Raw genomic sequence first — 15,260 nt, 5'->3', positions numbered from 1 at the left:
CCCCCCCCCCCCCCCCCCCCCCCCCCCCCCCCCCCCCCCCCCCCCCCCGCCCCCCCCCCCCCCCCCCCCCAAATTTTAACCCCCCCCCAGTCCCTACCCTCTTCCCGCCACTCATCGCATCGCCTCATCCCCAGCCAGAATCTCCGCCAGATGCACCGTCTTCACACCCGTCTTCTGCCGATGCAACCCACCCTGAATATGCATCAGACAGCTGTTGTCGCAAGCCGTACAAGCCTCCGCCTTCGTACTCAGAATCGCCGCCATCTTCTCCTCCAGCATCGCACCCGACACACCGGCATTCTTCACCGCAAACGTCCCACCAAACCCACAGCACTGCTCCAACCCCTGCAACTCCACAAGCTCGATCCCCCGCACCGCCCTCAGCAACCGCATCGGCCCATCACCCAGCTCCAGATTCCTCAACCCATGGCAACTCGCGTGGTACGTCACCCGATGCGGATAGTACGCCCCCACATCCTCCAGCCCCAGCCGCTTCGTCAAAAACTCCGAAAACTCAAACACCCGCGGCAACAACTCCTCCACCTCGCGCTGAAGCCCCTCATCCTTCATCGCCACCGCCATCTTCGGATAGTGATCCCGCATCATCGCCACGCACGACGACGACGGCACCACCACCGCCTCCGCCCCCTTGAACTGCCCGACAAACCGCTCCAGCAGAGGCATCGCCTCCGCCTGATACCCAGTGTTGTAGTGCATCTGTCCACAGCAAGTCTGACCCGCCGGAAACTCCACCGTATGCCCCAGCCGCTCCAGCACCCGCACCACCGCCTTACCCGTCTCCGGAAACAGCGTGTCGTTATAGCACGTGATAAACAACGAGACTCGCAAGACAACCTCCACAGCGGCAACGATGAAAATTCAACAAACTATCAACCATAAAACAGCGCGAACGATAAGAGCACTTATAAAAAACCACTCTCATCCCTCAAACGCCACACCAGATTACCTCGTTTCTCAACCCCATAGCCCAACCCGCAAGACCCCTCACCAAGAAACCCAGCATAGTCCCACCAGAGATCGTCTCCACTTCACCTCACCAAATCCCTCCGTCCTCCTCCAATACAATGGATAAGACCATGCCAACCGACGCCCGCACCGCCCTCCTCAATCTCATCGCCACCCACTCCTTCAAGCTCGGCGACTTCACCCTCGCCAGCGGTCAGAAGTCCGACTACTACATCGACTGCCGCATCACAACCCTCCACGCCGAAGGCGGCCGTCTCTCCGGCATCGTTCTCTACGATCTCATTCGCGATCACATCCCCAACGCAGACAAGATCGAAGCCGTAGGCGGCCTCACCATGGGCGCCGACCCGCTCGTCTCGAACACCGCCTCCGCTAGCGCCTGGGCCTTGGCCGACTACAACGAGATCGCCGAACTCTCCACCACCCTCGAGCTCGAACCCGACGAAGACCCCGGCCCCGCTCCCACCCTCATCCACGGCTTCCTCGTCCGCAAGGCCGAAAAGGCCCACGGCACCGGCCGCCGCATCGAAGGCTTCCTCAAACCCGGAGCCCGCGTCGTCATCGTCGACGATGTCTGCACCACCGGCGGCAGCACGATCACCGCCATCGAGGCCACCCGCGAAGCCGGCATGACCGTCGCCGCCGTCCTCTGCCTCGTCGATCGCGAACAAGGCGGCCGCCCCAACATCGAAGCCGCGATCCCCGGCGTCCCATTCCTCTCCGTCTTCACCGCCGACGACGTCCGCGAGGCCCACATCGCACTGCAAAAAAGAACATAAGCCCGAGAGCGCCGGCCCGTTTCGGGCACAAGCCTGCGAATCGTTCAATCGCCACTCTGAACCCTAATCTTCCGACCGTCGCAGCCGATGAACCGCTCATGTTCTGCGACGGAAAGATCTGCCCCCACTGCTTCACAGCTTCCCTTCACCGCTCGCACCGTCGCGGACGAGACTGGATCCTCAGCCTCTTCCAGTTCCGTCCCTTGCGCTGCAGCCATTGTTCTCAACGTTTCTACGCTCTGCGCAGCGCAATCGAGGAGCATAGATGGGCCTGAATCGTCTAAACTGGAGTAGACATGATTCCTACCCTAGAATGGCTCCCCACCGGCGTTAACTTCCTCGATCAGACCAAACTCCCCCTCGAGGAGACGTACGTTCTCGCGACCGATTACAAACAGGTCGCCACCGTCATCCGCGACATGATCGTTCGTGGCGCTCCCGCCATCGGCGTCTCCGGAGCCATGGGCGTAGCCATCGGCATCGACCGCAGCACGGCAACCAGCCTCGCCGCCCTCACCGCCGAAGTCGCCATCATCTCCCAGACTCTCGCCGAGACCCGTCCTACCGCCGTCAATCTCTTCTGGGGCATCAACGAGATCCGCAGCCTCTACAACCAGCTCGCCGCCAAAAACACCCCAATCCCCGAGATCAAAGCAACCGTCGTCGCTAGGGCACGCCAGATGTACGACGAAGACATCGCCGCCTGCAAGCAGATGGGAGCCCACGGCGCATCCCTCCTCCCGCTCGAAGGCACCGTTCTCACCCACTGCAACGCCGGCGCCCTCGCCACCTGCGGCTACGGCACCGCCCTCGGCGTCATCCGCGCTGCCATCGAACGCGGCCACAAGATCGACGTCTTCGCCGACGAGACCCGTCCCTTCCTCCAGGGCGCACGCCTCACCGCCTGGGAACTCATGAAGGACAACATCCCCACCACCGTCCTCTGCGACAACATGGCCGCCACCCTCATGAAGCAGGGCCGCATCCAGGCTGTCATCGTCGGGGCCGACCGCATCGCCGCCAACGGCGATACCGCCAACAAGATCGGTACATATGGCGTCTCCATCCTCGCCAAAGAGCACGGCATCCCCTTCTTCGTCGCTGCGCCCTGGTCCACCCTCGATCTCGCGACCTCCCACGGCGATCTCATTCCCATCGAGCAGCGAGCCGCCAGAGAGGTCACCCACTCCAACGGCAAGCAGATGACTCCCCACGGCGTCTCCATCGAAAATCCGGCCTTCGACGTCACCCCAGCCAAATACATCACCGCGATTATCACCGAACGTGGTGTCCTCACCGCACCCTTCGAGCAATCCATCCGGAAGATGGCGAAACAGGACAGTCGCGAACTGGAACTCGCAACCTCTTGATCCGCAGCATCCGCTCCAAAAAGTAATGAGGTTGCGATCCCCTCGCAACCTCATTACTTTTGATCGCTGTCATCGAATATCAAGCCCCACCCTATCGACCGCAACTGACAGCGAGCCACTCACGCGCATATCCTTGAAGTGTAGATAGTAGCCAGTGTGAAATCATCCCTCCTCAATCCGCGTAAGCGCTCCCTGTTACGCGGCAGTCTCCTCGTTCTCCTCAGCCTCGCAATCGCTCTCCTGCTCTCGGACTTTCCCCACAATCGCGCCAATCCCTTCCTCATTCTGCCCGCCATCGCCGCCATCTTCGGCACCGCAGACACCGTCCGTTGCATGCAGCGCCGCTGGAGCTTCTACCACGGTGGCGTCCTGCTCTGCATCTACATGGACCTCATGGCGCTCTGCATGATCCTCTTCTTCCTCCTCTACCCCTACACCCACTGGATCACCTCGTCCCAGTAGCCCGCACTCAACCCTTTTCATCTCATCAAGCATCCGCACCACAATCTAAAATCCTCTGCGATATACTCGCCCCATCGGAACGAGCAGCGACGCAACGGTTCCTGCAAGATCGACCCTCTAGGAGACTGACCCATGTTCAAAGGATTCCGCGACTTTATTCTGCGTGGCAACGTAATCGATCTTGCCGTCGCCGTCATCATCGGAGCCGCATTCACAGCCATCGTCACCTCGCTCACCGAGAAGATCATCAACCCGCTCCTCGGAGCCATCATCGGCAAACCGAACTTCGGCTACCTCGTCGGCCACGTCAATGGCGGCGAGATCCGCTACGGTGACTTCTTGACCGCGATCATTAACTTCCTGCTTATCGCCGGGGTCGTCTACTTCTTCCTTGTCATCCCTACCCAGTACCTTCTGAAAAAATTCCATCCCGCCGTCGCAACGCCCCCAGCTACCAAGCCCTGCCCCCAGTGCTTGGGAGACATCCCCCTCGCCGCCACACGCTGCAAGTTCTGCACCCAGCCCGTAAGCGCCTAACCCTTATCCGAAAAATAATCCCCACATAAACGGCTCACAGTCTCATCGTGAGCCGTTTGTGTGATCACGTCTTCAAACCAGTCTTCTGATCAGCCACCCACCGCCGAGATCTTCCCGCACGCGTCAAAGAACATCCACTAAACCCCTTCACGCGCAATTCCGGGTTATCCTGTCTCTTCTACACAAAAATGCACGGGAGTCGCCTTGTCACCACACCGCAGCCCCATCGCCTCTGTCCTGCTCTCCGCCCTCCTCACCTCCAGCCTCCTCGCACAGTCTCCCACCCCAGCGGTCTTCGGCTATCGTGACTTCACCCAGCAGGCCAAGTGGGACACCGCCTTCATGGCCATCCCCGACGCCAAACTAGCCGGCCAACATCTCAAAACCCTCACCTCCGCTCCCCACTGGGCCAGCTCGCCAGAGGACTATACCACCGCCGTCTACGTCGCAGACAAGTTCAAAGCCGCCGGCCTTGAGACCCAGATCGTCCCCTATAAAGTCCTCCTGAACAAGCCCGTCAAAATCGTCATCGAAGCCTTCGATGCCAGCGGCAAACGCCTCATGTCCGGCCCAACGCCTGAACACGTCGATCCCAAAAAGTTCGGCGGTGATCCCTTCCAGGACGACCCGCGCATCCTCCCCGCCTTCAACGGCTCTTCTCCCTCCGGCGACGTCACCGCCGAGGCCGTCTACGCCAACTACGGCACCCTCGCCGACTTTCAGCAGCTAGCCAAGCTCGGCGTCAGCGTCAAAGGCAAGATCGTCATCGTCCGCTACGGCGAAAACTTCCGCGGCGTCAAAGCCTACATCGCCCAGCAATACGGAGCCGTCGGCATCCTCATCTACTCCGACCCCGCCGACGACGGCTACTTCCGCGGCGACGTCTACCCCGAAGGTCCATATCGTCCCGAAAGCGCCGTCCAGCGCGGCTCCATCCAGTTCCTTCCGATCTATCCCGGCGACCCTACCACCCCCGGCATCGCCTCCACGCCCGATCTCCCCGACTCGCGCCGCATCCCGCTCGACAAACTCCAGAATAATCAGGCCACCATCCCCTCCAATCCCCTCTCCTATAAAGACGCCGCACCGATCCTCGAAGCTCTCGGTGGAGCCGAATCTCCTCGCGACTGGCAGGGAGCGCTTCCCTTCACCTACCATCTCGGCGCAGGCCAGGGAACCGGAACCAAGAGCAAAATCACCGTCCACATGCATCTTGAGCAGGACATCGCTCTCCGCACCATCTGGGACGTCATCGGCACCATCGAAGGAACCAGCCCGAGTGAGAAGGACGACTGGGTCGTCGCCGGCAACCATCGCGACGCCTGGGTCTACGGCGCCGTCGATCCCAACAGCGGCACCGCCGCCATGCTCGAAGCCGTTCACGGCCTCGGTGACCTCCGCAAACAAGGTTGGAAGCCGAAACGCCGCATCGTCATCGCCTCTTGGGACGCCGAAGAAGAAGGCCTCATCGGCTCAACCGAGTGGGCCGAGCAGAACGCCAGTCACCTCGCGCACGCCGTCGCCTACCTCAACACCGACGTAGGTGTCTCCGGCCCCAGCTTCAACGCCTCCGCTGTCCCCTCCCTCAAGCAGTTTGTACGCGAGGTCACGAAGGAGGTCTCCAGCCCCAAGGGGGGCACCGTCTACGACCAGTGGAAGACCGACCAGCAGACCTCCGCCAGCACCCGGCATCGCCAGCATCCGTCCGAGTCAGATGCTGACGTCCGCATTGGCACCCTTGGCTCAGGCTCCGACTACACCCCATTCATCCAGCACCTCGGCGTTCCCTCCACCGACATCGGCTCCGATGGCCCCTACGGCGTCTACCACTCCGCCTTCGACGACTACGCCTGGTTCACCAAGTTCGCCGATCCCACCTTCGTCTACGAGCAGCAGCAGGCCCGCGTCTTCGGCCTCGAAGTGCTCCACATGGCCGACGCCGATGTCCTCCCCTACGACTACCAGCTCTACGCCAAAGAGATCCTCGGCTATCTCAACGCCGCGCAGAAGCGCACCACCACCGAGGGTCTCAACGTCGACTTCGCCCCCGCCCTCGCCGCCGCCCAGCGCCTCGTCTCCGCTGGCACCGCCATCCGCACCATCCAGGCCACCCCGCCCTCAGACCCTACCGCCCTGAACCACGCCCTTCGCCTCGCCGAGGGAGCCCTCCTCAACCCAGCCGGTCTTCCCCGCCGCTCCTGGTACAAACACACCATCTACGCGCCAGGCGAGTTCACCGGCTATGCCGCCGTTGTCATCCCCGGCGTCAACGAGGCCATCGACGTCCCCGACACCACCCGCGCCCAGACCCAGCTAGCCGCCCTCACCGAAGCCCTCAACCGCTCCTCCGCCATTCTGGAAGCGGCCGCCAAATAACCCGGAATACCCACTCACCCCACTCATCCGCGCCTCAGTCTCCGTAGTCCCTATTTCCTATATTCCTTTTTTGGGACATACAACTTTCGGTCTATCCGGCTGTCCCGAAGTGGGATGTTTCCTATAAGTCACCCATTGGATTATTACCTTCAGACGGCCAGAGCCGTCCTTAAGGAGACCTCCCAATGGTTCACGATCTTGTATTAGCCTTGGCTTTTCTCGCAATGATCATTACCCCTGCACTCCTTGCCATGCGTTCAGATAAAGAGGAACGAGACCAACTCTAGCTCACCATGTTGGCGTTCTGCAGAGAACTTCATCTTCGGCCAAATCCCACCGCACCTGCATGATCCTGTGGAAATCGAACCCTGGCGATAGCACTGCCCAGTTCGATTGGTTAATCGAACCTGGCTCAAAACACTCTGTCGAGCCCCCAACGCTCTACTTCGCATATGGCAAGCGCAGTCCAAATCAGTCCAGCAAAACAATCCTGTCCTGAAAGAAATGGGCCGCATCCCACCAAAGGATGCGGCCCATTTCTTTCAGAATTTAAGACCTATCCCCGCAAGGCCATCTGCTCAGTGACAATCTGCGTTAGATCTTGCTTGTGCAGACCATGCTCCTTCGCATTGAACTCATCGACCTTGCTCGACCAGTTCATGCTGCAGAACTTCGGCCCGCACATGCTGCAGAACGCCGCTTCCTTGTAGTAGTCATCCGGCAGCGTCTCATCGTGCATCCCTCGCGCCGTCTCCGGATCGAGCGACAACGCAAACTGCTTATCCCAGTCGAACGTGTACCGCGCATGCGAGATCGCATCGTCTCTGTCTCTTGCGCCGGGACGATGACGAGCCACATCCGCCGCATGAGCCGCAATCTTGTAAGCGATAATCCCGTCCTTCACATCCTTCTCATTCGGCAGCCCAAGGTGCTCCTTCGGAGTCACATAGCAAAGCATCGCCGCACCATGCCAACCAATCATCGCCGCGCCAATCGCACTCGTAATGTGGTCGTAACCCGGAGCGATATCGGTCACCAGCGGCCCAAGCACGTAGAACGGAGCCCCATCGCACAGCTCAACCTCTTTATCCACCTGCAGCTTGATCTGGTCCATCGGAATATGCCCCGGACCCTCGATCATCACCTGCACATCGCTCTTCCAGGCCTGCCGCGTCAACTCACCCAGCGTCTTCAGCTCTGCAAACTGAGCCTCATCGCTCGCGTCCGCCAGGCATCCCGGCCGCAGCCCATCGCCCAACGAGTAGCTCACGTCATACTTCGCCATGATCTTCGTAATCCGGTCGAAGTTCTCATACAAAAAGTTCTGCTTATGATTCGAAGTCATCCACTGCGCCAGAATTGCACCACCGCGACTCACAATGCCCGTGATCCGCTTCGCCACCAGCGGCACATACTCGATCAGCACGCCCGCATGAATCGTAAAGTAATCGACACCCTGCTGCGCCTGCTCCTCAATCACCTCAAGGTAAAGATCGATATTCAGATCCTCCACCCGCTTCACCCGCGAGAGCGCCTCATAAAGCGGCACTGTACCAATCGGCACCGGACTATGCCGCAGAATCTTCTCCCGAATCATCGGAATGTCGCCGCCGGTCGAAAGATCCATCACGGTATCTGCGCCAAAGTGGACCGCCGTATGCAGCTTCCGTAGCTCCTCATCCACATTCGACACCAGCGCCGAGTTCCCGATATTCGCATTGATCTTGCACAGCGACTCCACCCCAATCGCCATCGGCTCCAGCTCCGGGTGGTTGGTGTTCGCGGGAATAATCATCGTTCCCTTCGCCACCTCGCTACGCACCAGCTCCGCCGAGATCTTCTCGCGCTGCGCCACAAAGGCCATCTCTTCCGTAACCATGCCCTTACGTGCAAAGTGCATCTGCGACATATTCGTATCGCCCGTACGCTCCGCCTCGGCCTTGCGTTTTACGATCCACTCCGCCCGACCCGTCGGCACCCTGTAGTCGTTGCCGTGCGTATGCGTCCCATTGCCGTTCGAAGCTGCGCCGTTTCCGTTTTCGGTCATCTGATCCCCGCCTTTGCCACCATGCTATCTGGTAAGTAAGTATACGATGCCACAGCCGCTCATCTCGACGCAGGCAACATCACGCCAACACTCTGTCACGCGGTGGCAAGATCCCTATATTTCGCTCCTCTACCCACTGCCTATTCCCCGGCGAGAAAGAAAACTCAGCTTCGCTCGTCCAGCGAAACTTTTCTCCGTCGTTGCATCGGAATAATGATGAAGACGCTCACCAACAGCGGAACAAATGCAGAAATCAAAGCCGCGCCGGGCAATGGCTTAGCGGCAAACCAGATATAGAGTCCCTCTGAAACGCCTACGGTCAGAAGGATTGCAGCAAATCGCAAAAAGAATGACATACTCTTCCTCCCGTGACAACCTCTCACATTCCCTTCAAAATCGACCCCACAATGCCCCCGACCACGCCACCTTCAACCGCCTGTTCCCCGCGCTCCTTCGGCAGATACTCCTGGATCTGATGCGCCAGCCTCGAGATAGGTAGCGTCTGCAGCCACACCCGCCCCGGCCCCGTAAGCGCAGCCAGAAAAACACCATCGCCCCCAAACACCAGGTTCTTAATCCCCGGCACCCTTTGTATCTGAAATGCGACCGAAGATTGAAACGCCCCCACATGCCCTGGGTGCACCCGCAGCGTCTCCCCCGCCGCAAGATCCTTGATCACCACCTCGCCCGAAAGCTCAAGCCACGCAATCCCCTGCCCGCTGATCTTCTGCAACAGAAATCCGTCGCCGCCAAAGATCCCCGCGCCCAGCGATTGTTGAAAGCCGACGCCAAGTTCGATATTCGCCGTAGCGCAGAGAAATCCATGCCGATGTACAAGATATTCATGCCCCGGCCCAACCTCGACCGGCACAATATGCCCAGGCACCCGCGTCGCAAACGCCACCTCGCCCGGCGCTCCCACGGCCCGGTACTCCGTCATAAACAGCGAACCACCACCCGCCACACGCTTGATCGCGCCGAAGAACCCACCACCGCCAGCGTGCTGCGTATGCGTCGTCATCTGCACAGAAGCCGACATCCACGACAACTCCCCAGCCTCCGAAATAACGGCATCGTCAGGTCCAAGCGCGAACTCAAGTACAGGCATCGTCGTGCCGAGAATGCGATTCTGCATAATCAAAACTCCCTCAAACTACAAATAGCCAACAAACAATCGACCTGGAAAGTATATTCGCCGCGCTATCGCTCTTCCCCCAAACGATCAACACCTACTCTCCCGGCGCCGCCAAGCCCAACCCGAAAGAGCACCTCAAAAATCCGTATCGCAGCCTTCGCACTAGCCCTCACATCGCCCGAGACCTTGCTCGTCCCCCCGATCCGCCTGCGATAATCAACCGCGATCTCCTGCACCCGCAGCCCATGCTTAATCGCCTTGATCTGCATCTCAAGATTCCAACCATAGGTCAGCTCGCTCATCCGCAACTCTTCAAACGAAGCTCTACGAATCGCACGAAACGGCCCCATATCCGTATACCGAACCTTCTTCCGCGCCCCCACCTGAAAGATATTCAAAAGAGCACTCACCATATGCCCAGCAAACACCTGTGAACCAAGCATGGACCCAGCCTCACGTCGCCCTCGAAGCCGCGATCCAATCAAAAAGTCCGCCGCCCCACTCGCAATCGGACCAACCAACCGCGGCAGATCGGCGATCACATCCGAACCATCGCCATCCATATAAACAAGAATGTCAGACCCCACCACGGCAGCCTGCGAGCCCGCAAGACATGCCGCCCCATAGCCACGCCGCGAAGAGATCACCCTTGCCCCAGCGGCCGCAGCAATCGCACCCGTCCCATCCGTACTGCCGTTATCGACGACGATGCACTCCGCAATCAGATCCCAAGGCATCTCCGAGACCACATGTCCAATAGACTCCGCCTCATTCAACGCCGGAATAATGATCGAGATCGTCGGAGACATACCTATCCTTCACTACATAAATCTGCGAGAAGCCGCACCACACACCTCGCGCTAGCGAAGTCCGACATACACATCGATCTGCGAGTTCTCCGGATCGGCAGCACGCTGATCGTACACCTCATAGTCGGTAAGATAGGCACGCGTACCCCCCAACTCCTCAGGAGACATCGACCAGATACGTCTCCAAACCTCCGGCACAACTTCAGTCACCAGCCCCCTCTTCGACGTGACCACCTTGTACCGGCCCGCTAAAACATGTTTCACCGCAAGGTTCGGGGTCAGCCTCAACGACGATGCGACTGGAAGCCCAAGCAGATAGCCGTAGTGACCCGTATGGTCGCTCTCGTAGTCGCTATACACAGCAATAAGATCGACCCCACGCTTATCCGGAATCTTCGCTGCCAGATTCTGACTCAGAAAGTCATTCCAGATCTTTGCGATCCTGCTGTTCTCCGTACTTTCAATGGAGTTCTGCGTGCGAGTCGCCATGCCGACAACATCGAAGCCCGTATGGTGCTGGATATGCATCGATTCTTTCTACGGGAACCCGCAGCTTTAAGCAACATATCCAAAAGCAAAAAGCCGTCGCTACAAACTCCAGCGAAGCCCGCAGTTCGTACACGCCGCCGGCGGAGCGCTCGTCAACAGACCCTCTCGAAACTGTTGATACTCCGCGCCGTTCCATATCTCACGAAGCGAACTCTGCGTCGCGTCACCAAGCGTAAAAGCCCTATATCCCTTCATGCTGAATGGCGCAATGCAGCACGGCAGCACCCGCCCATTCGCGGTGATATACATCAGCGACCACGGACGCCTGCATAGCGACCACGGGCTATCCGAACGCTGCATCTTGATCGACTCGCCCGGATCGACCGCACCCGAGGCCGAGAACATCACACCAAGCTCCTGCGCCACCGCCTCGGCCTCGCGAATCAACCCCTCCTCGCGCTCCGTCGTATGCTCAAACAACGCCGACTCAGCCCGTGCAAGCGAGTGTTCACTCATCGGATCGTCGAAGAACACCAGCCGCTGCAGATAGACCTCCGTAACCCCGATCGAATGCGCCAGCCGCACAAACCCGGGCAGCTGGTCCACCGTCTCCCGTAGCCCCGTAAGCCACAGGCTGACGCGAGGCTTCGGCGCGTTCAACTCCCGCTGCATCCGCGTAAAGTTCTTCACATTCGCCACAATCTTGTCGAAGAAGTCCTTCCCGCGCACCATCTGAAACACCTCAGACTCGGCTGCATCCAGCGACACCCGCAACTCATCCAGCCCAGCTTCAATCAGCGCCCGTCCATTCGCCTCCGTCAGCAACGTTCCATTCGTATTGAAGAGCACATAGATATTCCGCTCCTTCAAATACCTCACGCGCTCCGCAATATCCTTCACCAACATCGGTTCGCCGATACCGTGCAGCACCACCCGCGCCACATTCGGATACTGCCCTACGAGCGAAGTAAACAGATCCCACGACATATCCGCCTCAGGCTCCAACTCCTCATAGGTCCGCGGACACGTCGTACACAATAAATTACAGCGGTTCGTCGTCTCCAGATAAAGACACACCGGCTCCTGCTCCGCGACAGACCCAAGCTGTGTCTCAGGCTTCTCGAAGTAGCGACGCATGCGGTTCTTCTCTTCCTCAGCCTGCTGCGCCGCAGGACTCAGCTTGTCCGCACTCTCAAGAAGATCGTCTGGAGGAAGAATAGGAAGAAGTGTGCTCATAAAGTCTCGCTCGCTGTTACAGGTTGGACGAATAAAGTGCGATGAAGAGGCCAGCGATCAAACATCAGCTGGAGAAGGAACGCCATCAAAACCAAGCCATAAAGAATCTCATTGGCAAGAAACATCTTCGGCCCCGGTTCAGCCAGCGCCGTCGTATACAGATAAAAAAATCCCGTCAGATAAGCCAGAATCGGAAGATTCGGCATTAGTACAAAGAACGGCACCAGCCATACGATGTACCACGCATAGTGTGGCGAAAACAGAAACATCAGCGCCGCAGCCAGCGCGAACGCCGGCCGCAAAAACGCAGCATCGCTAACATCTGCGCCATCGCCCTGTCGACAGACACTACTCCAGCACCACCACATCAGAGCTGCAAACACAGCCCCGCAGAAAGCAAAGTAAGCCGCCGTCGAAAGATCATGTAAGCCCGAAACCCGCTGTGCCAGCTCAAGCAGAAAATACCTTGCCCCGGTCGCCATGCCCTCTTCTTTCACATAGCCGCCGAGAAAACCAAACACCAGCATCCCCACGCTCGAATAAGCCGCATAACCAACAGCGATCACCGCAGCCATCGTCACAGGCATCTTCCAATCCCCGCGACGATAGAGCGCCGGAAACAGCACCAGCGGATAAAGCTTCAACAGAATCGCAATCCCAAGAAACAGCCCCGTCAGAACCCCTTGCCTGCGATACCGCGCAAGCAGCGCAAGCGTGATAAACGCCATGGCAGCAGAGTCAAGATGGCCAGACCCTGCAATCTCCCAGATCAGAATCGGACACCACGCATACAGCAGCGTCTGCTCTCGACGAACGCCCACAGAACGCAGCAGCGTCACCAGCCCATACATCGTGACGCCTTCAAAAAGGACCATCACCGTCTTCATGAAAGTGACCGTAGGCGAGATCCATGTAACCAAATAAAACAGTGCCTGCGCCGCTGGCGGGTAGATCGTATGCGCATAGTCTCGCCGATTAATATGGTCGAACACCGCCTGATGCGGCGCACGCAGAAAGGCCAGCACAGGGTCGCCAGGCACATAGCGATACGGGCTGACATGCGCATGCTGCACCACGCCATCCCACACATAGCGGTAGATATCGCTCGAAAGAAACGGCGCCGGAAACAGTGCGATCAGACGACACGCCACCGCGACGACAAGAATAATCGGAAACGTAAATCGGTTCACCGGCTGCGTCAGAACAAGAAACACCGCGCCAAGATAAAGAATCACCGACCAGCCCGACACTCCCGAAAATCCAATGGTGAACTGGTGATACTCGCTGATCAACTGACGAGTCAGAAAAAACAACCCCATCCCAATCAATACCAGCGCAACATTGGTCTGCCACGCCCGCGCAACCGACCAGTGCGAACGGCCCAGCCCCGCAGCCATCGCACTCCGTGAAACCCTTACCGGATTTGCCGTGGAGCTCATCTGCTCTCGCCCCCTCGTCCACCCAAAGCCTCGAGAAATCCCCGCGTGTGCCCCGCCGAATACCCCCGCACAGACGCAAACGCCGGCGGCGTATCCCTCAGCAGCTCCGCAGTCAGCACATCGAGCGTAGCCCCATCGTCCACGTCATACCAAAGCGGCAGTTCCACCACCTCGATCCCCGCCGCACTCGCAGCCGCCATCGTCTCCGCATACACGCTCGTCGTGCTCCACGTGATATCAGCAAACAACTCGCGGTGCGCCCTCTTCACACCGATCAGATAGTACCCGCCATCATCCGAAGGCCCAATCACCACCCGATCCTCAGGTCGCCGCAACTCCTCCACCGCCTGCTCGAAAGCCGCGGCCGGTACCGTAGGCGAATCCGAATCGATCAAACAGACGCTTCCATACCCGCACGCCAAAAGATCCTCCACCGTTCCCAGCAGTCGCTCTCCAAACCCGTCGCCACGCTGCGGAACCAGCACAAAACCCGCAGGCAGCAGATTGTCGAACAGCGCCTCATCCCCAACCGGCGTATAAGAGATCACACCCGCCGCAGCCGCTCCGTCACCGCCACACACCGCAGCAAGATTCTCCGTCGTGTCCCGCAGAAAACAGATATTAATCGCAGCCGCCTCTTCAAGACTCAGCGGAGGAGCAAGCCGAGTCTTCACCCTCCCCGGACGCGGCGCCTTCGCCATCACCGCCAGCGCACACTGGCCAGCTCGCATCGCAACCGAAACGGCAGGATCAAGCACGGGATACGACATTGCAGAAGAAGACATCGAATTACACCTCACTCCACTCAGCGATCTCCAGCTGAGGCGACGATTCGCCCGCCACCCCACTCAGCGCCCCGACTGGCTTCTCGCACACCCCATACTGATACCAGCCATCGTATTGCAGCTCCGCAATCCCCCACGGCTGCGAGCGAATCAATGCCGCAAAATCGGTCGCCGTCATTACATCCGCCTGCCGTGGCTCCCTGTACTTCCCCGCCGGACTGCTCGTCAGTTTGGACAACAGCCACATGCAGCTCAGCGGTATCCGCGTCCGAAACCCCGAAGTAGGCTCGGCGATAAAACATCGTCCACCCGGCTTCAGCACGCGATAGATCTCGCTCAACACAGCCTCGCGGTTCGGCACAATCAAAAACAGCCGCGACACCACCACCGCATCGATGGAGTTAGAAGCATCCACCAGCGCATGCGCATCGCCCTGTTCGAACCTGCAGTTCTGCAGGCTGCGGCTAGCCGCCCTCGACTGCGCCCTCGCAATCAAACGCCGTGACAGGTCCACCCCCGTCGTATGAATCTGCGGATACTCCTGCGACAGCCGGCACGCATAGAACCCCGGCCCACACCCAAGCTCAAGAAGATGGGTCCCAGCCACCGGGCCGCCCACCGGAAACAATGCCTGCACAATCTCCTGCGTGTGGTCGCGAAACAGATACTCGCGGCAGAGCGCATAGAACCACGGACAACTTTCGAACAGACTGTCAGGCGGATGCGCCGGGGCGCGTACAAGAGTTGTTCCAGATACTTTACAGTCGCTAGGTTGCATTCGTGGCCTTATCGAGGTTGAAACGTTCGGT

15 protein-coding genes are annotated in these 15,260 nt (G+C 59.1%); 5 read left to right on the top strand and 10 right to left on the bottom strand.

Features of this window, described 5'->3' with window-relative positions; genetic code table 11:
• Positions 1–111: 111 nt before the first annotated feature.
• Positions 112–849, bottom strand: coding sequence for a (Fe-S)-binding protein (locus GSQ82_RS23875; protein WP_158794753.1), 738 nt, complete (start codon positions 847–849; stop codon positions 112–114).
• A gap of 248 nt (positions 850–1,097) precedes the next feature.
• Between GSQ82_RS23875 and pyrE the strand changes: the two genes are divergently transcribed.
• From pyrE to GSQ82_RS23845, 5 genes are all read left to right on the top strand, one after another.
• A complete protein-coding gene (gene pyrE, locus GSQ82_RS23870; protein WP_158794752.1) occupies positions 1,098–1,766 on the top strand; it encodes an orotate phosphoribosyltransferase in 669 nt (222 codons plus the stop codon).
• Positions 1,767–2,062: 296 nt separating this feature from the next.
• Positions 2,063–3,136: an S-methyl-5-thioribose-1-phosphate isomerase gene (gene mtnA, locus GSQ82_RS23860; RefSeq protein WP_158794750.1), complete on the top strand. Its 1,074-nt coding sequence runs from the start codon at positions 2,063–2,065 to the stop codon at positions 3,134–3,136.
• Positions 3,137–3,292: 156 nt separating this feature from the next.
• Positions 3,293–3,598, top strand: a complete 306-nt coding sequence (locus GSQ82_RS23855; protein ID WP_158794749.1) for a permease — start codon at positions 3,293–3,295, stop codon at positions 3,596–3,598.
• Positions 3,599–3,730: 132 nt separating this feature from the next.
• On the top strand, positions 3,731–4,135 hold the full coding sequence (mscL, locus tag GSQ82_RS23850; protein ID WP_158794748.1) for a large conductance mechanosensitive channel protein MscL: 405 nt from the start codon (positions 3,731–3,733) through the stop codon (positions 4,133–4,135).
• 204 nt (positions 4,136–4,339) lie between these two features.
• Positions 4,340–6,511 carry a M28 family metallopeptidase gene (locus tag GSQ82_RS23845; protein ID WP_254061885.1) on the top strand — a complete coding sequence of 724 codons (2,172 nt, stop codon included), beginning with the start codon at positions 4,340–4,342 and terminating at the stop codon, positions 6,509–6,511.
• A 556-nt stretch (positions 6,512–7,067) separates the two neighbouring features.
• Here GSQ82_RS23845 and thiC read toward each other — a convergent pair.
• From thiC to GSQ82_RS23800, 9 genes are all read right to left on the bottom strand, one after another.
• Positions 7,068–8,558, bottom strand: coding sequence for a phosphomethylpyrimidine synthase ThiC (gene thiC, locus GSQ82_RS23840; protein WP_158794747.1), 1,491 nt, complete (start codon positions 8,556–8,558; stop codon positions 7,068–7,070).
• A 164-nt stretch (positions 8,559–8,722) separates the two neighbouring features.
• A complete protein-coding gene (locus GSQ82_RS23835) occupies positions 8,723–8,914 on the bottom strand; it encodes a hypothetical protein (protein ID WP_158794746.1) in 192 nt (63 codons plus the stop codon).
• Between the two features lie 23 nt (positions 8,915–8,937).
• Positions 8,938–9,693, bottom strand: a complete 756-nt coding sequence (locus GSQ82_RS23830; RefSeq protein WP_158794745.1) for a TIGR00266 family protein — start codon at positions 9,691–9,693, stop codon at positions 8,938–8,940.
• A 65-nt stretch (positions 9,694–9,758) separates the two neighbouring features.
• Positions 9,759–10,502, bottom strand: a complete 744-nt coding sequence (locus GSQ82_RS23825; protein ID WP_158794744.1) for a glycosyltransferase family 2 protein — start codon at positions 10,500–10,502, stop codon at positions 9,759–9,761.
• 51 nt (positions 10,503–10,553) lie between these two features.
• Entirely contained in the window at positions 10,554–11,030 is a 477-nt protein-coding gene (locus tag GSQ82_RS23820; RefSeq protein WP_158794743.1) for a GyrI-like domain-containing protein, read from the bottom strand.
• 60 nt (positions 11,031–11,090) lie between these two features.
• Positions 11,091–12,227, bottom strand: coding sequence for a radical SAM protein (locus tag GSQ82_RS23815; protein WP_158794742.1), 1,137 nt, complete (start codon positions 12,225–12,227; stop codon positions 11,091–11,093).
• The gene (locus tag GSQ82_RS23810) at positions 12,224–13,666 is read right to left on the bottom strand and encodes a glycosyltransferase family 87 protein (protein WP_158794741.1); all 1,443 of its coding nucleotides are present in this window, start codon (positions 13,664–13,666) and stop codon (positions 12,224–12,226) included. The genes GSQ82_RS23815 and GSQ82_RS23810 overlap by 4 nt, the downstream gene beginning before the upstream one ends.
• Positions 13,663–14,451, bottom strand: coding sequence for a TIGR04282 family arsenosugar biosynthesis glycosyltransferase (locus GSQ82_RS23805; RefSeq protein ID WP_254061884.1), 789 nt, complete (start codon positions 14,449–14,451; stop codon positions 13,663–13,665). Before GSQ82_RS23805 ends, GSQ82_RS23810 begins: the two co-directional genes overlap by 4 nt.
• A 4-nt stretch (positions 14,452–14,455) precedes the next feature.
• A complete protein-coding gene (locus tag GSQ82_RS23800; protein ID WP_158794740.1) occupies positions 14,456–15,229 on the bottom strand; it encodes a class I SAM-dependent methyltransferase in 774 nt (257 codons plus the stop codon).
• Positions 15,230–15,260: the final 31 nt, after the last annotated feature.

It is taken from the genome of Granulicella sp. L60 (assembly GCF_009765825.1).
In the GTDB taxonomy this organism is placed as follows: domain Bacteria; phylum Acidobacteriota; class Terriglobia; order Terriglobales; family Acidobacteriaceae; genus Edaphobacter.
Note: the sequence above shows the minus strand (reverse complement) of the source record. Positions and strands in the feature narration are given on the sequence as shown.